The sequence below is a fragment of the Paenibacillus sp. FSL R10-2778 genome, from assembly GCF_038593035.1.
Taxonomy (GTDB): Bacteria; Bacillota; Bacilli; order Paenibacillales; family Paenibacillaceae; genus Paenibacillus_AQ; species Paenibacillus_AQ odorifer.
Window position 1 is genome coordinate 6,736,277 of record NZ_CP151956.1, and the last position, 25,082, is coordinate 6,761,358.

The window sequence follows — 25,082 nt, forward strand, 5'->3', positions numbered from 1 at the left end:
AAACTATCCAAGCAGCCATTATAGCTTCCGGGATAGCTTTTTATCTTATTATTTTGACAGCTCCACAAAACCTTCTCCGAATACATCTCGTACATCGTGGATGGTAATAAACGCCTCTTTATCAATGGATTTGACGATTTTCTTAAGCATAGTCACTTCCTGCTTGCTAATCACAATATACAGCAGCTCTTTAGGTGTCTTGGTATAGTACCCACGGCCATATATTACTGTGACGCCTCTATCCATAATTCCATTAACCTGTTCAGCAATTTTGTCCTGCTCTTGGGATACAATCGTAACAGCCTTCTTAGGGTTCACTCCCTCAATAATGAAGTCCATTATCTTAGTGGCTACATAGAGCATCACGATCGTAAACATCAGACTTTGTACTCCAATGATGAAATACGAAGCGAACACCACAATTAAATCAACGAGCAGTAGCGCGTAACTAACATTCCAGTCCAAATATTTATGTAGAATTCTGGCGATGATGGTTGACCCTGCAGTCGTTCCACCCACTCGTATAATTAGCCCGATACCCACACCTGAGAAGATACCCCCGAATATTGCATTAATTATCAACTCATCGCTGCCAATATTCCAATTTTTCGTAAGAATCAGGAATAACGAATTGAAAAACACCGCAATAATCGTGTATACCGTCGTAGTTTTGTCTAGAAATTTGTACCCCACAATTAATAATAAAGCGTTAAGAATCAAACTAACAATACCGGGTGACCACTGATACAAATAGTAAGTAATCATAGTCAGTCCCGTGACCCCGCCTTCACCGAACTCGTTCGGAATCACAAACAAATTAACGGCCAAGGAGAATAACAAAGCTCCTACAATGATGGAAACAATATCCGAAATACGCTTTTTCATACCATGCCCCTTCTACCCTAGATCTATATCCACAAATACTAACACCGCTTTGATATAGATGCAATCCATCCGAAAGAAGTCAACAGTCTATAGATACAGTAACCAGCCACCCCGCCGCCAGTGTTCAAAATAAGATCATCCACATCAAAGGTGCCGATATACAATACTAATTGTGTGAATTCAAAACAGAAGCTCAGCGCCAGCGAGAGGAAGAAAACTCTTCGAAACAGCCTTACTTTTTGCGATAACAGCATGGGCACCAAGATCCCAAACGGAATAAAGGCCAACAAATTCCCTACTAAATTAATCGATGAAAAAGGATCTGAAAGCGACAGATCGTCCATCCCCCGGGAGATCTCCTTAAAAGGGATATAGTTGCCTCGCCGATTAAAAATCCGGTCTGGATGTTCAAACATACGTCCCGCTTGCTCCCAAAGCGATAATAAGTTCACCGGTGCACCTTTAAATAAAATAATTCGGATTAAAAAATACATATAGACGATAAATATCGCTGCCAGCAAAAGGTTTATAGCAGACTTTTTTTTCGGCTCTTTAGTCATTAATATGTAGTAACAATTATGCCATCCATGTTATCGCCTGACGTCATATATTGCCCTTCCTGTGGAATTTTGATCGTAGTGTATTTGGATACCGGAAAATAACTTACTGTATAAGCCTTGCCGTCTACTGTTGTTGAAATCTCTTTGTTCTCTTTCAAGAAATCCAAATATTGTTCTAGCACAAGCCCTTTCTCATGAATAATGGCGCTGTGCGGCAACCCTACATAACGGAAATGCCAGGGTTCATATTTTATCCCCGTAATCTCGGTTTTGTCTTTCGGATAGCGGAGAATAAAGCCGTATTTCCAGGCATTTTTTTGCAGCCATTTTCCTTCAGGCGCTTTACTCATTTCTGATTGGGACGATCCGATATCCAGAGATAATCCTAAATTATGTTCACTATATTGCGCCGGTAAAGCATAGTCCGAACCTTTTTCCTGATATAATTTCTCTTGCTCTTCAAAGTCCCTGTACCCGCTGCTAATTAAAAAATGATTCACACCCTCTTTTTCGGCAGCTTTGACCATCTTATTGAATTTATGCGCTACACTTTCAGACAAACGAATCGAGGTATCCAGCAGCCCATAACCCTGCACCAGATCCGCCTGCTCATATAAGGTCACGATATCAGACTTCACACTATCCTCATGTACCGGGTATTGTTTGTTCACCAGCAACAAATCCCCTTGATACACTTGATCTTGTGTTACTACCTCTAAGCTATTGTTATTTCTAATAGATTCTTTGCGAATCTTATCATCGTATCCTAAATTACCCGTATTCGGTAAATAACGAGCCGCTGCATACCCAAGCAACAACACAACCAACGCCAAAAAGCCCCACTTCTTCATCAGCAATGTCCTCCCATTTCCTTGATAGGAATAGAATAACGAAGACACTTTAAAGAAAAAGCAGGACAAATATAAAGTTTTTCTTAAAATAAATAAATCTCACTGGCTTTACCCATTAAAAGTATATCCAACGCCCCAGATCGTCTTAATGAATTTATTCTTATTGATGTCTTCACCGAGCTTTTTGCGCAAGGTACGGATATGCACCATGACCGTGTTCCCACTCTCATAATAAGCATCGCCCCACACCTGTTGAAAAATGTTCTCCGCACTAAACACCTGCTTAGGATGGCTGACCAATAAGTGCAAAATATCAAACTCTTTTGGAGTTAGCTCAATAACCTCACCATAAAGAGTAACCGTATGCTCATCCGGTGAAATCATCAATCCCCGAACCTCTAGCACCGATTTAGGTATGGCAGCGGGCTGACTGAATTGTATGGAGCGCCGCAACTGGGAATTGACCCGGGCGACCAGCTCCATTGGGTTAAACGGTTTGGTCATATAATCATCTGCGCCCATAACCAGTCCGGTGATTTTATCAAGATCGGAAGTTTTAGCACTCAGAAAAATAATCGGCAGATGATGATGCTCCCGAATATGGCGGGTGACCTCGTAACCATCCAGCCCCGGCATCATGATATCCAGAATCGCCAAATCTATCGTTTGCGACTCAATGGCTTGTACCGCTGCCCTTCCATCGGACACTTTGAGGATATGATACCCCTCTTTTTGCAAATGCAAGGCCACCAAGTCGGCAATTTCCGCCTCATCATCCGCAATTAAAATGGTGATGCGCTTCATCTATTTTTCACTCCTATAGGTTGTGCTGTACACTCTTCATCCATTATACCCTAAACTCAAAAACCACTCCTAGAAAGAAGTGGTTTCCGATTAAATCTATGATTTATATAGTCTATTTCCTTTTATTATAGCTGTCTAACAATAGCTCTAATGAAATCCCATTTACTGTGACGCCTGAAAGATTGCAGTCTCTTATATCTACATTCGAAAGATCACAATCTACAAAGGATGTCCCGTTTAGCTGGCATCGCTCAAACTTATTGCCTTTACCGTACAAATGAATATCGTGGAAATAAGCCTCCCCTAATTCACTATTACTAACCTCTATTTCCCACAGCCCCACTTCATTAAACTTAACAGAATGCATATTGATGTCATTAAAGGTAGTACTGCTCATATTAATATTATCGAATCCGGTCCCCTCCATATTTACATTGGAGAAGTTTGTTTTATGCATATCAATATCATCAAATTCACTTTGGCCCATAGCCACACGACGAAAATTCGTTTCAGTCATTCTTTCATCCTGAAAGACTCTCTTCTTAAATTCGTCCTGTAATTTGTTTTCACTAAGATTATTATTCACTGTACTCAACATCTCCCTTTTTAAGATCGCTCTTGATCTGCGGAGTCTACTCTCAACAGCTTCGCTGGATAAATCAAGGAAATCGGCGATTTCCCTAACCTTGTAATTGTCGATATAGTAGAGAATTGTGACTATACGGTTAGCTTCTGATAGGGTGTTTAAGGCTTTCCACACATCTTGCTGGAGTTCTTTTCTGAGCAGCTGATCTTCGGTAGATTCTGGATGCGGAACCTCCATTTTTTGCATGAATTCGTAAGCAGTTTTCTTTTTATTTGACCTAAACCAATCCATGCATTCCCGTGCAGTAACCGCATATAACCAACTGGCGAGTTTCTCAGGCTCCTTTAAGTCAGGTAATTTGCGATAGGTTTTAACAAAAACCTCTTGGGCAATGTCTTGTGCGGTATGAAAATCACCCAATTTACCATAAGCAACCCCGTATACTGCATTGGAATATTTGCCGATAAGTACACTGAATGCATCCATGTCACCTTTACACACCTTATCTACCAGTTCTGCGTCCGTACAAGTCACTATTTTCCTCCTTAACATCAAGCTCATAACATAGACGGAAAAGAGACTCAAAAACCGTCTTTATGCCTGCAAATAAATTTTAATGGAGAGGGGATTTCAACTTTTCCACACCGTGATAATTATAGCCTAATTATTACCTAGCTAAAACAATCTGCGAGCCGTGACCAAACGTTTCTTCCACTTGTCACTTAAGGCTTCATAATGAACGCCAAGCTCCTTGGAGTACGTATGTAGGATCTGATTATTTCCCGCGTAAATCGCCACATGCCCAATATCGAGTCCTCGTGCACTGAAGAATAACAGGTCCCCTTTGCGCAGCTCGTTAATTCCAACCTCTTTGCCCTCTTTAGCCTGATTGTAAGAGACACGTGGCAGGTCAATTGCCAACACATCCTTAAATACATGTCCTACAAAGGAAGAACAGTCAAAGGTAGACGTCTGGTCAGTAGCAGCACCAAATTCATAAGGTGTTCCCAGATATTTTTCTCCGTAAGCAAGCAGCTCGCTTCCCTGCCGCTCTACAAGAGTCGTACTAGTATAATTGCTATATTTGGGTTTAGCAGATATATAGCCACTCTTGTTATCCTGTGTTCGTACTTCTAACCATAAAGCATCTACTTCTCTAACCACATGTACCTTATCTCCTGCTGACAACATTTGCTGCACCGTTGATTGGGCTGACGAGTCTGGCAAACTTCGCAGGTTAACCCCATACAGAATTGTCGTATCGTAATCCAGTGCCGAGTAGATACGAACGGCACGAGTAGTGGTATCCCACTTCACAGTGCTGCCCAAAGCTTCGCTGACAAAACGCAGTGGCATCATCGTATAACCGCCGGCAATCTGGCCGGGAACCGTTACACTTAAGGACTGGCCATTTTTATTCGCTGCCTGATCACCAATACGATAGGTCAGCACCAGGTCTCCCTTGGTTGCCTTAACGGTCTTGGTATCATTATTCCAAGTAATCTTTGCCCCCTGAGCTTCAAATAACTTGCGCATAGGGACTAGTACTGTATCGTTTACTAACAAGGGCTGAGCCCCCAATTGTAACTGTTGATCATCCAGATAGACGGCTGTAACCGGAGTCTGAGGCGTTGTCGCCGCATAGGCCGGAGCAGTATAGAGCATAGATGTAAGTAGTAAAAGTAACATAGCTTTCTTTTGAAATTTCATGATGTCATCACCTCGTTGATTGATATGTACACCTATTGTTACTAAAAAAAGGGCGATTAGTTTTGTTACAAATTTTGGGGTAAGCATCTACCTACGGCATAAGCACCTAAAAAAAAGAGGACTACGATCACCTTTCGGTATCATAGTCCTCTTTTTAAATATGCCTCATGGAGCCGGCTAGACAGGTTCCTCAACTTCAAAAATGGAATCAATAATGATCGGAAGATTATCCCTTACAGAAACAGCACCCAATACAGAACGAGCATGAACACCCTTGTCTCCGAACACCTCAAGCATTAAATCTGAACAACCGTTAAGCACTTTATGATGTTCTTCAAAAAGGGGATCTGCATTAACGAAGCCTTGAATTTTGACTACTCTTTTCACTTTGTCCAAAGAACCTAAAGCTGTCTTCAGGACGGCAAGGATTTCTATACCCGTTAAACGTGCAAAATGGTAGCCTTCCTCGGTAGTGTAATCTTGTCCCAGCTTTCCTTTGGGATGGCCCGCTGGTCCTTTTCCCGACACAAAACATAAACCATTAACAATTACGTAGTTAGCGTATTTTGCCGCCGGTTCACTAGCCTCGGGCAGGACAACCCCTAATGCTTCGAGTCTGCTCGCTATAGTGTGCTCTGTCATATCCATCTCCTCCTCCATTATCAACAGCTTCAATAATTAAGTAAGATCATAGTTACTACTTAGCTTCAACCTCTGCTTCCCATCTCGATATCTCAGCGCGAACAATGGGTGCTACTTGGGTACCCAATAGCTCAATGGCTCTCATTACATCCTTATGAGGCATTGTGCCAAGCGGCACATGCAGCATAAAACGTGTGATGCCTACTTGCTTGCGCAGGTGAATGATTTTCTCAGCAACGGTCTCTGGGTCACCTACATACAAGGCACCTTCAAATCTACGCGCCGCATCATAGCTTGCACGGGTGTATTGACCCCATCCGCGTTCCCGGCCAATAACATTCATACTAGCTTGTGTAGAAGGGAAGAACATATCGGCAGCCTGCTGATTGTCCTCTGCAATGAAGCCGTGTGAGTGCGAAGCAACGGGCAGCTTCGATACATCATGTCCTGCTTGCGCTGCAGCCTTCTTATAGAGCTTCACGAGCGGAGCAAACTGTAGCGGACTGCCGCCAATGATAGCCAGCACAAGCGGTAACCCTAGTAGGCCTGCACGAATTACGGATTCTGTATTTCCTCCGCTGCCAATCCATACTGGCAATGGATTCTGCACGGGACGCGGATAAATCCCCAGATTATTAATGGCAGGACGGTGCACGCCGCTCCAGGTTATTTTTTCGGATTCCCGTATTTTGAGCAGCAAGTCCAGCTTCTCATCGAACAGCTCATCATAATGATTCAAATCATACCCAAACAGCGGGAACGATTCAATAAAAGAACCCCGGCCTGCCATGATCTCTGCGCGTCCATTCGAGATTCCATCCAGGGTAGCGAAATCCTGAAACACACGTACGGGGTCATCAGAGGAAAGTACTGTAACCGCACTGGTTAGCCGAATCCGTGTCGTCTGTGAGGCCGCCGCAGCCAGTAAAACTGCTGGAGAAGACGCCGCATAATCTTTGCGATGATGTTCGCCCACGCCAAATATATCTAAACCCACCTGATCTGCAAGCACAATCTCCTCTACAACCTCGCGCAATCGCTGCGCATGACTTATCACTTCACCCGTCTGAACATCCGGTGTTGTTTCTACGAACGTGCTTATTCCTATTTCCACTTACAAATCCCCCTTAACTATAATTTCCTCTTTAAATTGTTTGTTTGATTATAACACAAGTTAAGGTTAAAAAAGCTAGTCATTCTGTCCAACCCTAGTTTCCCGGGAAACTCATCCTTAAAATTTGCAAAACCACGCTTACAAATAGAGGATTTTGAAGGAATATGTTGAAAGACTCTTAAACAAATAGCGGTTGTCGTAGAACAAATAATCATATGGCAAACGAATAAAATTCAAGGTAACATGAAAGAACTGTTAACCGGGTGGGAGAAGGTGTCACTGAAATGAATATCATGACATGGATTGATTTGTTATTATTTTTTGTTTTGTTCGCTTTGTTCATCTACATATTTGCGTCTGTAACTATCACTAACCTACATAAAGCATACTTAGTTTTTCATTTTACTATGATGTTATGGCCCTTCTGCCAATTCGCTATCAAAACGACCGACGATCCCAAGTTTCAATTGTTTTATGTAAAGCTCGCTTTTATCGACTCGGTTCTGTTAACGATTGGCTGGCTTCTGTTCACGGTACTACTCACCGGGAATTCACATCTTCTTCGAAAAAAGAACACATTGATCCTATACATTCTCGCAGCTTTGATCTTAGTAGGGGTGATCGCCAATCCAAACGGAAGTTTTGTTCTCCCTATGAACGGCGGATATATCGAAAGATATTATGGTCCGATTTTTTGGCTGCTTATTATCTTCTTAACCACCAGCGTAATGATTTCTCTGTATATCATCTATTCAGCGCTAGTCTCAAACACTACACAGCGGATCAAAAAACAAGTTGCTCATGTGCTCAAAGGGGTGCTGGTGCTAACGGTATTTATTTTATTGGATGTTTTTCTTAATGTGGTATTGCTTAAATCTGATCCAGTTATTCCAGGGCTAACCTCTCTGGGGATCTTAATCTCGGCAATCTTTTTCGTAATTGCTATCCATCGGGATAAAATATTTGATCTCGTAACCATCGCCCATCAGGATATCATTGACACCATTACAGAAGGAATTCTTGTACTGGATGATAGTGAGACTGTAGTAGAAATCAATCGCTCGCTTTTTCCAAAAATCCATCTGCAAATCGGTGCTCACTTTGACGTGTCGACCATCGCACCCATAGAGCAAACTTCCGGAGCTTTCGATTTATTCCTTCATACATACTTGAACCAGCCCATGGAGAGGACTGAGGTTGAACTATTCTACACCTCACTCGATGCATACATTAACATTACTGCGGCGCCGATTGTGGTAGGTGGAATCAGGGTTGGACGCATTCTCACTTTTCAGGACAGAAGCGAGCTGCATCGCCTCATAGCCGAGACCAATCACCAGAACGAGACCCTGCAAGAGCGTAATGCTGCATTAACTGAAATCCAGGATGAATTATCGCAGACTAACCAAAAACTTAAGCAGATGGCCATAACGGACAGCCTAACCGGTTGTTATAATCGTCATTACTTAACGTTGCACTTAGAGCATGAGATCATAGAAAATATGAAACTCAAGCAGCCTTTTGCTATCATCCTTCTGGATATCGACTTTTTCAAAACAGTGAATGATAATTACGGCCATTTAATCGGTGATGTCGTCATTTGCAGCACGGTAGAGGTAATTAAGAAAACGTTGAGGGAGACGGATGTTCTGGCGCGTTATGGCGGAGAAGAATTTATCATTTACTTACCAAATACAGATCAAACACAAGCAAACCACTTAGCAAAACATATCAAATCTATAATAGAAGCTAATAAAGTACATGTAGAGGATGTTGCTCATTCCCTCTCGATTACTGTTAGTATGGGACTGCTGTCCATTAGTAATTTTGCAGCACAATATACAGAAAGCCTGACCAATCAACTAAATGATTTATTCGAATCAGTGGACAAAGCCTTATATCAAGCAAAAAATGCCGGACGAAATCAGATTGTTGAGATTAATAGATAACGTTTAAAATAAAGAATCAGCCTACTTCTGTTGAAGTTAAGCTGATTTTTATTTTTTTAGATCTTTTTAACAAACTCGGACTTTAATTTCATAGCTCCAAAACCATCGATTTTGCAATCAATATCATGATCTCCGTCCACTAAACGGATGTTTTTCACCTTTGTTCCTATCTTCAGAACGGATGAGCTTCCTTTTACTTTAAGGTCTTTAATAATAGTTATAGCATCTCCATCATTTAAAATATTTCCGTTGGCATCTCTGACAACCTTGTTCTCTTCACTGCTTTCAGCCTCTGTGTCGAGGCTCCACTCATGCGCACATTCCGGGCAGACGAGCAAACTACCATCTTCATAAGTGTATTCTGAATTACATTTCGGGCAATTTGGCAAAGTTGACATCAAAGTGTCCTCCATTCGTTAATGTAAATCTAGTTGTGGTTCCAGTGCATAGCCTCAAAAGTATATTTCATATTTGGTAAGGTTTCCACTAGATATCAGCAGTAAGTTTGTCTAGATTTCGACAGCGGACAGTAATTCTCAAATATTGTCTTGTATATTTTTTCCTAATTCAATAAGATGGAAATGTCGAATTTTTATGTAAATACATAGGAGAGTGAGTAATGATAAGTCGCAGAAGTGTTGCATTCGCCATTATTTTGTCATTAATTACATGTGGGCTCTATACAATCTATTGGTTTATTGTTCTAACCAATGAGGTAGGCGAACTGAGTGGAGACTATACATTTACAGGAGGAAAACATTTCCTTCTAACGTTGGTTACGTGCGGGATCTGGAGCTTCATTTGGGCCTATCAGGTAGGTAAACATATTGCTGAAGCTCAAAGACAGCGCGGCCAATACCCGTCAGATAATTCAGTGCTTTATGTGATCCTGACACTCTTTGGTCTGGGTATTGTCACGTATGCCTTGGTACAATCCGATGTTAATAAACTGGTATAAGTTTACGATTTATAAAAGGACACATCCTAAACTATTTTGGGGTGTGTCCTTAAGTCTCGTCGGCGTAGTTTATCTCAAAGCATGGATACCCTTAACCAATATTAGTATCCCTTGTCCATTTCATGAATGGACTGGATTGTATTGCCCCGGATGTGGAGTCACAAGAGTTATTCTTTCCTTGCTGAAGTTCGACGTTATTCAAGCGTTTAGATTTAACCCGTTGCTGTTTATTTTAGCACCTCTGTATATGTTGTATTGGATTACTAATAAGAAGCACATCCGGCCTCTTAGCCGGGCAATTATGGCTATAATGTTGATTCTGACCGTTACATTTGGAATACTGAGGAATCTCCCGCTGTTTGAATATTTGGCCCCGACAGTAATTCGTTAACAGCAACAATTATTACAAAATAGCCTGCAGTCGCACAATTGCTTGGGCCCGATCAACCACTTCTAATTTGCTGTAAAGATTGCTAATATAATTGCGCGCCGTACCTTCCGCAATATGTAATGTATCGGCGATTTCACGGTTGTTCATTCCCCGGATAATGAGCTGTGCCAGCTCCTCTTCCCGTTCTGTCAGACTGATACGATCCAGATCCGATCTTTGCCAGTGTTCATAGTCCTCTGTTAACCTGTTCATCCTCGATGCCAGTTTGGCTGCTACCGGAGCTGGCAGAATAAATTGCCCGGATAACGTATCATGAATCGAAGCGATCATTTTATCTGCATCCATGTCCTTCAGCATATAACCGCTTGCTCCGTAGGCCATTCCCTCTACAATATAATCAGTCTCTATAAAAGTAGTCAGAATCAGAATGAAGATGTTCGGCCGAATCTGCTTTATTCGTTTCAAGGCGCTAAGGCCATCCATAACTGGCATTTGAATATCGAGCAGCACCAGATCAGGCTGGAGTGCCTCAACCATCTCGCAAGCTTCTTCTCCATTCTTGGCAGCACCAACCACTTCCATATCATCTTCCAGATCCAAAATGGTGCGAAGTCCTTCCCGCGTCAACAATTGATCATCGGCAATTACAATTTTTATTTTACTCATGTTCTATCCACAACCCTTCGCATGGGCAGATCAATCTCCAGTAAACAGCCTTCATCCATTTCTGAATCGATGGATAAGCTGCCTCCCAGCTGCTCAACCCGTTCCTTCATCGTCCTAAGTCCAAATCCCATCACGATTGGACCCATCCCTAGCCCACAATCCTTGAGTCTAAACTGCAAGTTCGCTCCAACAGACTCCAGACTAAAATGGAACTCCACACTCTTCCCATGTCTGATCCCATTAGTTAAGCCCTCCTGCAAAGCATGATAGATTGCCTTTTTATAGGCTGTTGACATGGCTTCCGGCAGATCGTAAATAACTGCATGAACAACAACGCCTGCATTGCGTTCTGTATCTCGAATCAACTGCTTCAGCATCACGGTTAAATCAGAATACCTGTCCTCTTTCAGCATATGGACAGAGCCGCGGATTTCATTCAAGCTATGCCGCACAAGATCCTGGGCCTCAGCCAGACGCTGAAAGCCGCTGTCTATCTCCTTCTTCTGAAGCAGCCGCTTGCCAGCTTCAATCTGCAGAATCGTCGATGTAAGGGTATGCCCGACAATATCATGAATCTCTTGGGCAATACGATTGCGTTCCTCAAAAACAGTAGCTTCGGCCAAAGCCGCAGATGTTTCACGCATCGAACGCTCCAGGCTACGAGTTCTTTCTACCACCTGATCCTCCAGATTTTTTTTGAGATATTGGATTCCCGAATACAGCTTGGCATTAGCGATTGAGATTGCGCATTGTGAACCAAGCAGCTTGAGCACATCGAGTCTGCTTGGAGTAAATACACCCGGTGATAGATTATTCTCCAAATAGAGCAGGCAAACCAATTTATTCTGATTCATGATGGGGAGACATAGAACCGATTTCAGTCTATTATTCCTAACGTAAGTATTACGGGTAAATATTCCTTCACTGAGTGCATCATGTAATACAACCTGTTCTTGTGTTCTTGCCGCGTAAGCAATAATCGCTGCCGGGACCAACCCCGATTCTTCCCCAAGTGGAACAGATTCGATATGCTGGGTTTCTGAGGTCCCATAAGCTTCCACCATCCATTTGCCGTCATGATCAAAAATAACAGCCCCATATTCTGCCCCAGCATTGTGGAGCATGATTCGCATCAGCGTGGCCAATAATCGGCTCATCTCCATCTCGCCCGATAATGCTTGGGCAGACATTACCACAGAAAGGGAATCCACACGATCGAGCCCGGGCTCTCGTTTAATATGCAGCAAATGGCGATGCTGCTGCTCCAGGTCAGCCGCTTTAGCCTTTGCGCCCCATTGCAGATAAGCCTCATAGGCCTCAGTCATATAGATTCTTGCCAGATGCATTTTGCCATGACGAAGCCCATATTTACCGTAACATTCCGCTGCCATCGCTAAATCGTGAATATGACCGTGGACCCGAGCATTCTCAATGGATTGCTCATACAATGCTTCAGCTTGGCGGGGATCTCGCGATAGACGAGTTAACTCAGCCTTCATTAACAGATATTTATGCTGATAATTCCCCGGACAACGCCTGGCAAGCTTTTTCATTTTCTTCAAGCATTTACGCATTTTTGCCCGATATGTACGTTGCTCTTCAGCGTTATATTCCTCATACAACTGAGCCCAGACTAAACATTCATACATGATCTGCATGGGACTGTCTAAGCCATCTTCGCGTGATTTTATAATGGCCGCTGATTTGGCTAATGCCTCACTGGCTTCCCGGTATTCCCCAAATACATAGCCCGTCAAATATTGATAGATCCAGACCATTTCTTGTATAAAATCAAAGGTGTCCCCATGAACCGACTGTGCAAAAGCAGGCTCGCTAATCTCCGCGATGGGAAAGGGATCATCTATAGAGCGATAACCTGTCAAGCGAACAAGAATGGCCGCTGCTACAATAGCCTGCTTACAATGAAGACTGTTGTTATGGCGCAGCAAATCACCGGAATGAGTAATTAACCGCTCATAGATATCGCCGAGAGGATGACCAAATTGCAAAAGGGAGGCACAGTTGATCAACACATTCTGGTTGCCCTTCCATAAGTCACCTGATTCCAGTCCTACTTTACCAGCTTTCTCGGTAAACGTATGGAGCATAGCGGGATCATAATGCCGCCAGCTATCGTAGCACATGGCGAACGCGGCTAAGGTTGTCATATGCTGTTTCGGATAGGGTTCGGATAAGCTGAACGCCAGCATGGCCCATTTGAATGTCTCTTCATCATTACGGAAGTAATAGTATTGAAACATTGCATAGCCTATGAATCCAATGGAAGCCTCCGGAGTCATCCCATAATCAAGCGTTAATTCAATCATGGTGAAGGAAGAAGCGAGCCACCCTTCTCGATTGACGTAGAAGCAAGCATTACTTGAATGATCTAAAGTAGACATTGCGATTCTACGTGCTTCATCAGTCATTGGAGGTAAAAGAGTAAGCGATTCGAGTGAGACCTTCTTGAGTCTATGCCGCAATCGTAACCATTGAAGCGTCAATTGAGCATAACCAGGATCAAATTGATGCTTCACTTTCAGTAACGATAAGGTATGCTGGCCTAAGGAGATCACCTCTTCATGGTTATCATTACTTGCTTCCAACTGCACCTTCATTACGTAGACGTAAGCCTTATCCATATTTGTCGTAGCTTTATCAATTAACAGATGGAATAATTCATTAGCCGTATCAAAATGGGAACATAAATATTCGAGCTCCGCCCTCTCACGGAATACCCGGAAGGTCAGCCCATAATGCGCCTCCCAGCTCTGCTCCTCTAATAATGACGTTGCCTGAAGCATATATTGCAAGGCTGTCTCATGTGCGGTTGTTTGCTTCGCTTTTATCCCTGCCTGTAAGTTCAGCTCTACTAGTTGAAGCCTCTCTTCAGGGCGGTCTAACCATGTAAGTGCCTGATTCAAATGATGGACAGCTTCGAATAGAGTCGTTCCTTCACTAAGCGGGCCTCGGCCTAGCAATAACAGACCAATCCTCCAATGCAGCTCGGAACGCTCCTCTTCGGAAATAAAAGTATATGCTGCCTGATGAATGCGGTTGTGCTGGAACTTATAATGCGGATATTCCTCCCCGTTAACGGGCTGCAACAAGCGCCCATGTACAGCAACCGCCAACGCATCGTTCAATGTCTCTATCGGTGTCTCCGTAATATCAGCAAGTGTACGTAAATCAAATAGGCTGCCTATAAATGCGGCTCTACTAAGTGCACATACCGTCTGTTCAGGAAATTGTTGCAATTTACTTGAAAGGTATGAAGCTACGTTATCGGGTACATTCAATTCAGTAATACGCTGGAGATCCCATTTCCAGCTTCGAATATTCTCATCAAATTCCACTCGCTGGTCATCTATCAAATCTTGAAGGAATTGCTTAATAAATAACGGGTTTCCATCTGTCTTATGAAGCAGCACGCGCGCCAGCTCGTCCAAGTCAGCTGCCTCGTAACGCATAACATCAAGTAGCAGTTGTTTTAAATCGGTGAGTTCAAGCGCTTGTAAAGAAATTCTGCTCATCGCTACGTTGCGGTCAATCAGATGTTTTTCCAGCCTACTGAGCGGGTGCAGCCTTGTAATCTCCCGATTGCGATAGGAAAGCACGATTAGCAGATGAGTCGTTGCCGTATCCTCTATAAGCGAAGTGAGATATTGCAGCGACGTATCATCAGCCCATTGCAAATTATCCAATACCAAGATCAAAGGATGATCCTCATGAGGAAAGAGTTGAATAAATCGGCTCATGATTAATTGAAAGCGATGCTGAGCTTCCAGCGGTGGCAGTGGAGGTACGGAGGGTTGTGGGCCAATCAAGAGTTCAAGCTTAGGAACAAAATCGATCAGCAACTGACCGTAATTGTCCACTGCCTGTAGAATACGCAGCCTCCAAACCTCCACCTGCAGCTTTGTTTCCATCAGCAGCTGACTAACCAACTCTTCTAAGACTTGATGCCAGATGCCATAAGGGAGTGAGGTATGTCGGGATTCGAATTTGCCTCTGGCGAAGAAACCATCCAAAGAGACTGTATTTGTAAGGGTCTCCTTCAGAAAGGTTGTTTTGCCGATACCACTCTCCCCGCTAATCCAAACCGTCTCTACGGCACCTTGTGATGCTCGTTGCAGTGCTTCCCTTAAGCTTTGTTGCTCAAGATGTCTTCCATAGAAGCGTCCTGATACCATCCAGCGCTCTGGGATATCCCAGCTTCCTAGTGGAAAAGGCTCAATATGCCCGGATTCTTCTAGACGGGATAGACATTCCTCAAGATCCGATTTAATGCCAAACGCGCTGGCATACCTCGCTTCAGGCATTTTCTCCATGCATTTACCAACAATATCAGAGACCGATAGAGGGATAGTGGGGAACCTGCGGTGCAGAGGCTCAGGTGTATCTGCAAGATGACGATATACAATATCAACAACATCATGCAGCTCAAAGGGGCGGCTGCCCGAGAGACATTCATACAGGATGATCCCCAGCGAATAAAAGTCAGAACGGTAATCCGGTTTGACTCCGGTTCGTCCCGTTTGTTCTGGAGCTATATAAGGAAGCAGAACATCGGGCCGGCCGCCTAACGGTGACAAAGGACTCGTGGTGTTTTCGGTAGAACACATTCTTATATCAATAAATTTCACTTCAAAAGTAATGGGATTGACGATTAGATGAGCGGGGGTTAGTTCATTTAGTGTTATTTTTTCACGATGAATTTGCATAAGACAATCAGCAATAGCTGTAGCGATTCGAATTAGCGCTGGAAGACCCAGTGAATTAACAGGCATACGCAGGATCTGCCCAAGGGTACTCCCCTCTATATCTTTTAAGAGAAGGACTGGTCGGTCCGCCATAATTTCCAGACTGTACGGCTCTATTGCACCACGACCGCAAAGTCGCTTAAGCATGTCATACTCATGACGAAAAGCATCGACCATGGCAGCTCCCGGATATTCTCCTATTGTTGTCTTAGCGATAACCCTTAGGCCGTCCTCTTGACGTAGGAGTCTGTATAACCTGATATCTGCGGTATTATCTATCAGATCTAAGGTTTGGTATCCTGGCAATTCAAACATCAACAGCACTCCCTAATTACAATTAGACAGAATACTCAATCTCACAAAGTAGTTAAAGCCATTATAACATCTGATCTTGCCGTTCTACTCATAAGACATTTCATATTTCGTTAATCCTATCGCGTTCGCGCACAATGCCGCCTGTGTCCGGTCAGTAACCTGCAGCTTCGCTAAAATCTGACTGACATGCTTCTTCACCGTAAATTCACTGATAAAAAGACGTGTGGCAATCACTCTATTGCAAGCACCTTGTCCAAGCTGAATCAGGACTTCCTTCTCTTTTGGTGTCAATTCATCTGTTGGACTGCCGGCGCTCATTCGCATCTTTTCTTCCATTAGACCAGGATCATAGTATTTTCTCCCTTTGTACACCAACTGGATAGCAAACAGTAATTCCTCCGGCAGTGCCTCTTTCAGAACATATCCGTCTACCAATACTTCTTCAGCCCTCAAAAAATCCTCTCTGCTCGCAGAGGAAGTCAACAGTATGAATTTACTAACAATGCCGCGGGTACGTGCTATCCTAATGACATCCAGTCCTGATTCATCAGCAAGTTTAAGATCAATGAGGACAATGTCTGGCTTTGTCTCTTCAATCACATCAAGTGCTTCCGGACCATTCGTAGCTTCACCGGCAAATTGCATATCCGATTGCATTGCAATGACAGATGCCAGCCCTCTTCTAACTAAAGGATGATCATCTACAATGATGATTTTCACAGAAACACCTCCCTCTAAACCGCATACATTATTTACTTCTTTGTATAAAAAGCTTCAATTGGAGTATTCATTTAAATTTGGCGCATTTCTGATTAAGTATAGTTAAAAGACTACACCGCTTATAGTGAGCGTTGTCATTTCTTTTGTCATATGACAAAATGGATATTTTTACATAAAAACCCCTCATTTAAAAACTGGCGAACCATGGTTATAGAGACCACAATCCGCCTGCTTTCTTGGGAATTTAATTATTATCAATAAAAGAAATGATTTGCACGAGATTACCTGCGACTTGGTAAGTTAACCCCAGCATGTAAGTTCCTTTCTCCCCGTTTGATAGGTCAATAGTGAACACATCCGGATTAGCAGCCCATTCCTTCATATCAAACACAATTTCTTTAGATGTTCTAGTGTTTCTTACCCCAGCCGAATTAGGGATCACTTTGCTGCCATCGAGCCCTTTCACCAGATTGGCCACTTCAACTACAGGTCCCTTAAATTCTCCTACCTCTACCATTTGTGGGTCGGCCAATAAGCTCGTTAGTTTAGTTAATCCTTGTAATGGGGAGAAATCTGTAATTTCATTTCCAGTAATATCAAGTGTCTCTAGGTTCTTCGCGTACTGCAAACCTCCCAAGGATCTGGCTCTTCTGGTTTCGCTGGTTAACGTTGTAAGGTTATACATATCACCTAATGTTAATTCTCCAGTTACGCCCAATGTAGTCTTGATCGAAGCACTTAAATACGGGTCCGCCACAGTAATCAGTTGCGTAAGATCTATTTGGACCAAACCTTCGGTTGCTTGTTGCAACGCTGCTACAGCTTCGTCTACTTCACTTTGCGTAACAGAAGAGTTAGCCAACACTGTCTCTGCTGTCGAGAGGCTGGACGTAAATGCCGCGATGCTCTCAGGTGTGAAGCCTTCTAGAGAAATTGCTTTAGCCGCTGCAATCGCCTGTTCGAGATCTCTAGTGAATAAGTGATCTCCATTCGCGAAATGTAGTTTGGCTCCACCCCATGTAGCATGGTCAGATCCGTTGCCATTTCCCCCGTCTGTGACGACTAATTTCAGTTCTTTTGCTTCATTAATATCCAATTCGATGAATTTCTGCGGATCTCTCGAACCCATGACCCCACTATCGAATTTCTTCTCTCCATCGACAAACACCTCAAAGCTCACCGAACCAACAGAACCGTACATTTGTCTATCTACACCTACATAGGAAGTGAAATAGTCCGCGTTTTTGTCGCTTAGATTGTATACAATCGTCGAGTTAGAGTGCGCTCCAATTCCTCTTTCATAGGACACTACCTGATTGTTCTCATCTGTTAATCTCAGCGTATTTGCACTAATAGATTTATCCTTCAAAGGTGCAGTATAGCTGTTCTGAGTAGAATTCCAGTCGTAATCCGTCAGATACGTAAAGTCCGTCATGTCTACTACGGCTATAGTTCTAATCTTCGTGGTCGTATTTCCATCACTATCTGTTACTGTGTAAGTGATTGGATACTTTCCAGCCCGGTTGAATTTAACTTGCTCTTGGCCTGTGACCTTCACTTGAGCCGTCAAGTCACCGTCTTCCGAATCCATTGCGGAATAGCTTTCACTGATATCAATCGCTTGACCCACTTTGGTTGAGACAGATTTAGGTATGGTAAGCTCTGGTGTATTGTTCAAGATCATAAACTTCGCATCAGCAAAATCACCGTGATCTGAAGCATTTCCGTTACCTGCATTATCTAACACCAGCCTCAATTCACTTACACCCTTAACAGGTATCCGCGCAAGCTTGGCTTCTGTACCAAATTTCATCAGTCCGCTGTTATAAACCACTGCCCCATCGGCAAAGATTTTGAAAATTACACTGGAGTTGCTTTGCTCAGGGATATTTCTGTCAACCCCTACATACGTTTCAAAATATTCATAGTTTGCACCTGCCAGATTATACACGATTTCAGAGCTGGCATGGGTTCCTAAGCCCTTAGCGAACTCTTTGACCTCGCCATTTACCAGCAGCTTAATCGGATTGTTAGAGCTAGCCTTATCTTTTCGAACCACATTATAATCCGTTTTTGCCGATTGCCAATCTATATCACTCAGGTATTTACTAGCGCTGTATACAACAATCTTTCTGGCCTGCACAGCGGAGTTCCCATCTGAGTCTGTAACTGAAAACTCGACGTTGTAAGTCCCTGTTTTGCTTGATGTGAATCCATTTGAATGCACTTTAACGGCTCCAATTAAGTTACCATCTTCCGTATCAAAAGCTGTTACATCGCTCAACACATCAAATTCGCTGTTCAGCTTAACGAAGGTTGTCTCTTCCGGTACTGTAATGGTAGGTTTGCTTGAATTATTCGAGAACTTCGCATCCGCCCATACCGTATGGTCTGAAGCATTGCCATCCTTAGCATCTGTTGTAACCAGCTTCACCTCTCTTGCGCCAGTCACAGGGATTTTCACAAATTGATGTTCTGTTCCTGCCCGGAAAACATCACTCTCAAATTTCTGTTCTCCATCCACATACACTGCAAAAGTAGCCGAGGAAGGTTTCCCTTTCATGGCTTGATCAATCCCAATGTAGCTTTCAAAGAAGTCGTAACCCTTACCTTCAATATCGTAAACTACCTCAGAGTTGGCATGAACACCAATCCCTTTCGCGTACGTCGCAGCCAACCCTTGGCGAACAAGGGTTATGATTCCTCCGGAAACGGCTTTATCTTTCTTTAATTCACCCCAGCCTACAACGACTGACTTGGCATTGAGATCGGAAATATAGGCGTAGTCGCTCGTTACCGTAACCTGTGTGGTTTTCGTTTCCGTAACCCCTTCGCTTTTCACTTCATATACAATTTCGTAGTTGCCTTTTTGCGTTACATCAACGTTATTGGCTTTCAGAGAGACATCTGCAGTAATATCGTTTCCTAGATAGTTAGCCGCTTTTACATAGCTCATCGGATCAAAGGTTTGATTAAGCTTTAAAGTGAGCTGATCTTCAACAGACAAGGCTGGCTTAAAGGCTTTAACCTGTACGGGCTTCAGTGGGTTCAGCTTTTTATCATAACCGACGATCTTGTACGTATAGTTGATACTCGCATCTACATTCTGATCCACAAATTGCTCAGTTCCTGTAAAACCAACTAACACATCATTTCTATACACTTCATATCCTAAAAAGTCTTGCTTAAGCTCTTTATCTATACTGAAACTTAACGTGTTCGTTCTATCCGTGGTGTTAGGTGTGATATTAACCTTAATGGCCAAATTTTTATCCGCTATTCCAGTTCCCTCATAATTAATCACCGAGTTATTTAAATACCATAACTTTTGCGGTGCCGGATACTTGGCTACTTTCGCTTTTGTCTCAGGATTCACAGTGAAGCCATGTCTGGCAAAATAGCTGCTTAAATCTAATCCCAGTACTTCGGAGGAGAACTCCACCAAATACTGCTGCTTGGAATTGTCACCGTTGGTAAGGGTGACCTTCCGCTCCCGATATAGCTTGGTCAGCTCTGTCCAGTATCCCGGATGTGCCAGCTCCAGCTGCCAATAGGCTCCGAGTTGTGCAAATAAGCCCTGCTGATTCATAACCACTTTATTTTCTTCGAGGACATATTTATAGATATCTGATTCATACGGTATACGATTATCTATCGAATTTGCCGCGACAGACATAAACATAGACACCATATTATTAGTTACTTCGCCATATTCCCGTTCACCCATAGCCAAGCGATGCCCAATTTCGTGATTCAGTCCCCAGCCCGGATAGGCTTTATTAAAATCACCTAACATGGTTCCTACTGTTCCAAGTTGGATCCCTGTATGATCTCCCGCTGCATACATCGCACCATAAGGCTGCATTAATCGAATATTCTCACGAATTAGCTTGGCATCATGAATCTCACTACTGCCATCCAAGCCATAGAAGGAAAAAATACTCTTCATCCAGGTGTCATACCCAGTTACGGTGTCCAGCGGGTTATTTCCTTGCGTAATATATTTGTTGTACGCCTCCGTCGCCGTTCCTGTGAAAATAACATGATCGCTGGCCATTTCTACCACATCTATGAGTTTACGATCTTGAACATTTGGATGAGCCGCTTTATCTTCGTCCAGTCTTTGTTTGTATGTGATTAAGAAGGTTTTGAATTGTTCTGGATCCGTGGTCTTGGTCATAAAAGGAATCTTTTCTAAACCTTCGAAGCGGATCAATGGCGCTTTCCCTTGTTCCTCAGCTGTATATGGATTGACGATATACACTGTACCGCCCTTAGTCACTTCATGTGCATAATAACTATTCGTAGCAAATTCAGGAACGGTTATAATGTTCTTACCTGGACGCAATTGCACACCTCTAGCCCAAACATTCCAAGCGGCCTCTTGTTGAGAAAAGACTAAAGAAGGTAGCTTATCGTTAGAAGCTGCGTCCACATAAACGTTGATCGTATCTCCAGGCATTGCAACGAGACCTGTAGGCTGGTTGTTCGTACCAAAACCAATTCTCAGGTTTTCCTGCGCATGCTTTTTCATATCTCCACGTTGTTCCGCCTCAATGATGGTGCCTTCGGTTTGAACTTCACCATTCACTAGCTTCTTAGCTAAATCCAAAGAATCTTTCAGGATTGGATAGAGCGGATGTACTTTTGCCGCTTCTTCTAATTCGTTGATTGCTTCGACGCTATTATAAGCAGGCACAACCGCAATCATCGTTCCATCTGTGAAAATACCATTTACAGCTTCGCTTACTTTATCTTCTGTATAAAATCTAAATTCAGCCGCAAAAGGTCTGTTGATATTAGCTTTTGTGAACTTAAATTTTAATCTTTTAAACTTCGTCGGTTCGAATTTAAATTCCAGAAAGTCATTGGTACTAACCGCGGTTCCGCTAGATACAAGTTGGAAGGTCTCTCCTTTACTCGTCTCTGATGCATAGATTTCAAAAGCCTCTGGGAATCCTTTGCGGTTATCTCTAGCCAAAAAAGCCACTCTGTCCAGCACTTCCGCTTGCGCTAGTTCAAACACGACTTCATTCGTGAAGCTTGCATCATTGTTTTTGTTCGTTTCCCAATGCGTAGTGGGCTGGTCATCCAGCATATATTCAGGCTTCGTACCTGAGTAGCTTCCACCGTTCACCGTTACTTTTGATACGTTTGCATTCGGCATTCTATAAGCTTGGCTATAGGCATTTTCATAGGCTGTTCCATACCCTTTTAGCTTCGAAACCTTGGCTGCCGTTGCCTCTACCTGATGGTTCTCCAAAAGGATCTTTGCATTCTCTATCTCTTCTTTAAACTGCGCATACAGTGGATGTGCCTGCACTTCATTCTCTAAAGCTGTTAATTTCTCTGCCGTATCAAAGGCAGCACTAACTTGGCTCAAGGTATCATCAGTAAATAAATTTTTCATTTTAGCAGAGACACTATCCTCTTTATAAAATGAAAATTCAGCCGCACTCGCCCAATCTTGGTTCGCTTTTTTGAAGACAAATTTAAGTCTCTTAAATGCCGTAGGTGCGAACTGAATCTCCACTACATCACCGGTTGAGCCTGTATATTCTCCAGAAGACACGAGCGTAAAATCACCCGCATCGGTAGTGGAGCCGTAGATATCAAATTCTTGAGCAAAACCTTTACCTTTCGCACCGGATTGCCTAGCCGCGTATACCATTCTATTTAATTCAGTGGACTCATTGAAAACAAACACAACCTCATTCGTAAACGTTGAACTATTCGGTTTGCCAGTCTCCCAATGCGTGCTCATATCCCCATCCATAGCCTTAGCTATAGGCGAGCCTGAGTAGTTACCACCGTTATTTGTGATGGATTTAATATTTGCTGGATTCATTCTAAAAACCTCATTATAGGCATTTAGAGCATCCTTGCCGTACAGCTCAAACGGAATAACCGAAGCGTTGCTTAATAAGTTAACCTTACTTTGCGCCACTTTTTTTGTTACATTTACCTTGCTTGCCTCACTTGCTAAAGCATAACCTGCCTCACTCGAAAAACTGGCCAACATGGCCGCCGATGTAGCGATCGCAATCATTTTCTTCATCTCTTCTTACCCCCAGATGTCATATGAATCTCTCCAGTGCCCAAAAATGGGCACAAAAAAAACTACCCCAAAAGAGTAGCTTGATTGCGTATAAAGTCGCCTAAAAATTAAGACTTAATTTTTATTAAACCTTAACAAGCATAAACGCCTTCGGCGTCCTATAAGGACGGTAAGCGTTTAAGCGAGAAATATAAGATATTAAGTATAGGTGTATAACTTATACTTAATATCTTATATTTTAACAAAAAGCGTTACACACTCTTTGGCAGCTGGCTGACAATAGTTATGATAACCTTAGTCCCTTTAGCTTTGCGTCCCTACATTTCCATAGGTTTGCCTATGAAGTTTCGAATACATTCAAAGAGTAACATAAGCCTAGATCGGATCGCATGATTAATTGGTATGAAATGAATATAGGTAATTGCAATTAGTTTTTCTTATGTGATAGATATTATTTATCGACCATCCCGGAAGAGAAGGGCATCCTTTAGGACTGTAGGTCTACTTAACTCCCCGATCCAAACAAACGCCGGAACCAATTCCACACATCGCCCGTGACGGGAATTAATCCGAAACCATGTTCGCCAACTGCGATTACACCATATGCCCATTGTCCGATAGCTATGGCACCCCCAGCGATCCTGCCTATCGCTATCGCACCAAACGCCGTATCCCCTATGGCGATGGCCCCCAACGCTTTTTCCGCGATTGCGATCGCTCCTACAGCCACGCCTGCAATCGCAATCGCTCCCACTGCGAAGCCAAGCCAGCTAAGTGCTATTGCTCCGATCGCTAACCACATTCCCAGTGATATTGCTCCTAAGGATAATACGCCCACGCTTATCGCACCTATGGAAATCAAGCCGACAGCTACATCTCCAATAGCGATTAATCCAACGGCTGTCTTCACACGGGGTTTACCTCCACGACCATACGCTTGACCTGAGTATCGCCCTAGATTACTGCGAATACTGATGACCGGAAATGAGGGAGAAGGCCATTGATAATCAATCTCTCGTCCATCAAAGCCCCTAGAATCTGCCCAGCGCGTTACAAATTGATGCCATTTCATATCCATCCCGTCCCCCTTTTCAATTACCTAAATTATACAACCCCGGGGGTTGGCTGTACTCAGACTCTGACCTGAAATTCATCTCATCCTCTGGACGGATATATACTCATTAGGATTACTGTTTGGGAATAGGATCAGGCTTTCCAAATAAATATCCCTGAAACAACTGATAACCACTCTGCTTAAGCCATTCAAAGTCCTCTCTAAACTCCACACCTTCTGCTAAAGGAACGGATTGGATTTCTAAAGCTTTTTCTAAAAATTGCTTTGCTATTTTCTGTTTGTTCAGATCGCTGGACACACCCTGAACATATTTCATATCCAGCTTCATGTAATGGGGTTTAAGCTCCAATAACATCTCGATCGTGCTGAAGCCCTCACCAACATCATCTAAAGCGTATTCAAATCCCCGATCCTTGTAATATGTCAAAATAGCTTTCAAATGAGCGAGATCATCCACTTTCTCCGTCTCAACAACTTCAAAGACAAAAAGAGAAGGATCGACGCCTAATTGATTGGCCAGTTCAACGGTTGATCTTAAGCAGAACTCTGGAGCGTAGATCGACGTTGGGATAAAATTAATAAACGTTTTTTTATTTAAGGGTGCAGCATATTTTACAGCCGTCATTCTACATAACCGGTCTAAAGCATATAAACGCCCACGATTACGTGCCGCCGCAAAAATCTCATTAGGATAGATAAGAGATCCGTCTTCTTTTTTAAATCTGGATAGGAGCTCGTATGCAAAAATCTCTTCCCTTACGTTCACAATCGGTTGGAAGTAGCAAGTAACAAGACCCTTAGTGATAACCTCATCAATCCACTCCATATCAAGTACAGTGGGTAATTCGGATAGGGGTCTCCATGTTTGGTCATCTATACGGAATTCAACCTGCTCCGACTCCATATGGTCATTACAGAAATCCAGAAAATCCCGCACCCCAGCCTCCTTAATTGTAATCACATTTTCTTCCACCTTATGTATCGTATTACTTCTACTCAGGTGATGAATAACCTCAGGTAAAACCCTAAGATTAA

18 protein-coding genes and 1 riboswitch are annotated in these 25,082 nt (G+C 43.0%); of the genes, 3 read left to right on the plus strand and 15 right to left on the minus strand.

Annotated features, from left to right (window positions below; translation table 11 throughout):
- Positions 1 to 48: 48 nt before the first annotated feature.
- The 8 genes from NST40_RS30155 to NST40_RS30190 form a co-directional block, all read right to left on the minus strand.
- A complete protein-coding gene (locus NST40_RS30155) occupies positions 49 to 885 on the minus strand; it encodes a YitT family protein (RefSeq protein ID WP_036682251.1) in 837 nt (278 codons plus the stop codon).
- Between the two features lie 38 nt (positions 886 to 923).
- On the minus strand, positions 924 to 1,445 hold the full coding sequence (locus NST40_RS30160) for a VanZ family protein (RefSeq protein ID WP_076124132.1): 522 nt from the start codon (positions 1,443 to 1,445) through the stop codon (positions 924 to 926).
- Complete coding sequence (locus NST40_RS30165) at positions 1,445 to 2,296, minus strand: M15 family metallopeptidase (protein WP_076124134.1); 852 nt, start codon at positions 2,294 to 2,296, stop codon at positions 1,445 to 1,447. The genes NST40_RS30160 and NST40_RS30165 overlap by 1 nt, the downstream gene beginning before the upstream one ends.
- Positions 2,297 to 2,404: 108 nt before the next feature.
- Positions 2,405 to 3,100, minus strand: a complete 696-nt coding sequence (locus NST40_RS30170; RefSeq protein WP_076124136.1) for a response regulator transcription factor — start codon at positions 3,098 to 3,100, stop codon at positions 2,405 to 2,407.
- A 112-nt stretch (positions 3,101 to 3,212) separates the two neighbouring features.
- The gene (locus tag NST40_RS30175) at positions 3,213 to 4,220 is read right to left on the minus strand and encodes a sigma-70 family RNA polymerase sigma factor (protein WP_076218804.1); all 1,008 of its coding nucleotides are present in this window, start codon (positions 4,218 to 4,220) and stop codon (positions 3,213 to 3,215) included.
- A gap of 141 nt (positions 4,221 to 4,361) precedes the next feature.
- Positions 4,362 to 5,396 carry a stalk domain-containing protein gene (locus NST40_RS30180; RefSeq protein WP_076276284.1) on the minus strand — a complete coding sequence of 345 codons (1,035 nt, stop codon included), beginning with the start codon at positions 5,394 to 5,396 and terminating at the stop codon, positions 4,362 to 4,364.
- 177 nt (positions 5,397 to 5,573) lie between these two features.
- Positions 5,574 to 6,038, minus strand: a complete 465-nt coding sequence (locus tag NST40_RS30185; RefSeq protein ID WP_076132951.1) for a RidA family protein — start codon at positions 6,036 to 6,038, stop codon at positions 5,574 to 5,576.
- Between the two features lie 55 nt (positions 6,039 to 6,093).
- A complete protein-coding gene (locus NST40_RS30190; protein WP_076124143.1) occupies positions 6,094 to 7,152 on the minus strand; it encodes an LLM class flavin-dependent oxidoreductase in 1,059 nt (352 codons plus the stop codon).
- A gap of 284 nt (positions 7,153 to 7,436) precedes the next feature.
- Between NST40_RS30190 and NST40_RS30195 the strand changes: the two genes are divergently transcribed.
- Complete coding sequence (locus tag NST40_RS30195) at positions 7,437 to 9,101, plus strand: diguanylate cyclase (protein WP_076124145.1); 1,665 nt, start codon at positions 7,437 to 7,439, stop codon at positions 9,099 to 9,101.
- Between the two features lie 56 nt (positions 9,102 to 9,157).
- On the opposite strand, the gene NST40_RS30200 is transcribed toward NST40_RS30195, so the two are convergent.
- The gene (locus NST40_RS30200) at positions 9,158 to 9,499 is read right to left on the minus strand and encodes a zinc ribbon domain-containing protein YjdM (protein ID WP_036682263.1); all 342 of its coding nucleotides are present in this window, start codon (positions 9,497 to 9,499) and stop codon (positions 9,158 to 9,160) included.
- A gap of 221 nt (positions 9,500 to 9,720) precedes the next feature.
- On the opposite strand from NST40_RS30200, the gene NST40_RS30205 reads away from it, so the two are divergent.
- Both NST40_RS30205 and NST40_RS30210 read left to right on the plus strand, forming a co-directional pair.
- Entirely contained in the window at positions 9,721 to 10,059 is a 339-nt protein-coding gene (locus NST40_RS30205) for a DUF4234 domain-containing protein (protein WP_051491231.1), read from the plus strand.
- On the plus strand, positions 10,040 to 10,450 hold the full coding sequence (locus tag NST40_RS30210; protein WP_076218808.1) for a DUF2752 domain-containing protein: 411 nt from the start codon (positions 10,040 to 10,042) through the stop codon (positions 10,448 to 10,450). Before NST40_RS30205 ends, NST40_RS30210 begins: the two co-directional genes overlap by 20 nt.
- 12 nt (positions 10,451 to 10,462) lie before the next feature.
- Here the strand turns inward: NST40_RS30210 and NST40_RS30215 are convergent, their stop codons facing one another.
- The 6 genes from NST40_RS30215 to NST40_RS30240 all read right to left on the minus strand — a co-directional run bounded on the left by NST40_RS30215 (position 10,463) and on the right by NST40_RS30240 (position 25,008).
- A complete protein-coding gene (locus NST40_RS30215) occupies positions 10,463 to 11,116 on the minus strand; it encodes a response regulator transcription factor (RefSeq protein WP_076276285.1) in 654 nt (217 codons plus the stop codon).
- The gene (locus NST40_RS30220; RefSeq protein WP_076276286.1) at positions 11,113 to 16,194 is read right to left on the minus strand and encodes an AAA family ATPase; all 5,082 of its coding nucleotides are present in this window, start codon (positions 16,192 to 16,194) and stop codon (positions 11,113 to 11,115) included. Before NST40_RS30220 ends, NST40_RS30215 begins: the two co-directional genes overlap by 4 nt.
- Positions 16,195 to 16,278: 84 nt before the next feature.
- Positions 16,279 to 16,914, minus strand: coding sequence for a response regulator transcription factor (locus NST40_RS30225; protein ID WP_076218810.1), 636 nt, complete (start codon positions 16,912 to 16,914; stop codon positions 16,279 to 16,281).
- Between the two features lie 244 nt (positions 16,915 to 17,158).
- Positions 17,159 to 22,972, minus strand: a complete 5,814-nt coding sequence (locus tag NST40_RS30230) for an NPCBM/NEW2 domain-containing protein (RefSeq protein ID WP_076276287.1) — start codon at positions 22,970 to 22,972, stop codon at positions 17,159 to 17,161.
- Between the two features lie 261 nt (positions 22,973 to 23,233).
- Positions 23,234 to 23,320, minus strand: a riboswitch (cyclic di-GMP riboswitch).
- A 157-nt stretch (positions 23,321 to 23,477) separates the two neighbouring features.
- Positions 23,478 to 24,044 carry a hypothetical protein gene (locus NST40_RS30235; RefSeq protein WP_076276340.1) on the minus strand — a complete coding sequence of 189 codons (567 nt, stop codon included), beginning with the start codon at positions 24,042 to 24,044 and terminating at the stop codon, positions 23,478 to 23,480.
- A gap of 115 nt (positions 24,045 to 24,159) precedes the next feature.
- Complete coding sequence (locus NST40_RS30240; RefSeq protein ID WP_305953541.1) at positions 24,160 to 25,008, minus strand: EAL domain-containing protein; 849 nt, start codon at positions 25,006 to 25,008, stop codon at positions 24,160 to 24,162.
- Positions 25,009 to 25,082: the final 74 nt, after the last annotated feature.

What these genes read in the sequence shown, in the direction of transcription:
- NST40_RS30180 (WP_076276284.1), bottom strand. Translation starts at nt 5,396, where the DNA reads ATGAAATTTCAAAAGAAAGCTATGTTACTTTTACTACTTACATCTATG.
- NST40_RS30165 (WP_076124134.1), bottom strand. Translation starts at nt 2,296, where the DNA reads ATGAAGAAGTGGGGCTTTTTGGCGTTGGTTGTGTTGTTGCTTGGGTAT.
- NST40_RS30185 (WP_076132951.1), bottom strand. Translation starts at nt 6,038, where the DNA reads ATGACAGAGCACACTATAGCGAGCAGACTCGAAGCATTAGGGGTTGTC.
- NST40_RS30200 (WP_036682263.1), bottom strand. Translation starts at nt 9,499, where the DNA reads ATGTCAACTTTGCCAAATTGCCCGAAATGTAATTCAGAATACACTTAT.
- NST40_RS30210 (WP_076218808.1), top strand. Translation starts at nt 10,040, where the DNA reads ATGTTAATAAACTGGTATAAGTTTACGATTTATAAAAGGACACATCCT.
- NST40_RS30220 (WP_076276286.1), bottom strand. Translation starts at nt 16,194, where the DNA reads ATGTTTGAATTGCCAGGATACCAAACCTTAGATCTGATAGATAATACC.
- NST40_RS30195 (WP_076124145.1), top strand. Translation starts at nt 7,437, where the DNA reads ATGAATATCATGACATGGATTGATTTGTTATTATTTTTTGTTTTGTTC.
- NST40_RS30170 (WP_076124136.1), bottom strand. Translation starts at nt 3,100, where the DNA reads ATGAAGCGCATCACCATTTTAATTGCGGATGATGAGGCGGAAATTGCC.
- NST40_RS30235 (WP_076276340.1), bottom strand. Translation starts at nt 24,044, where the DNA reads ATGAAATGGCATCAATTTGTAACGCGCTGGGCAGATTCTAGGGGCTTT.
- NST40_RS30155 (WP_036682251.1), bottom strand. Translation starts at nt 885, where the DNA reads ATGAAAAAGCGTATTTCGGATATTGTTTCCATCATTGTAGGAGCTTTG.
- NST40_RS30205 (WP_051491231.1), top strand. Translation starts at nt 9,721, where the DNA reads ATGATAAGTCGCAGAAGTGTTGCATTCGCCATTATTTTGTCATTAATT.
- NST40_RS30215 (WP_076276285.1), bottom strand. Translation starts at nt 11,116, where the DNA reads ATGAGTAAAATAAAAATTGTAATTGCCGATGATCAATTGTTGACGCGG.
- NST40_RS30230 (WP_076276287.1), bottom strand. Translation starts at nt 22,972, where the DNA reads ATGAAGAAAATGATTGCGATCGCTACATCGGCGGCCATGTTGGCCAGT.
- NST40_RS30160 (WP_076124132.1), bottom strand. Translation starts at nt 1,445, where the DNA reads ATGACTAAAGAGCCGAAAAAAAAGTCTGCTATAAACCTTTTGCTGGCA.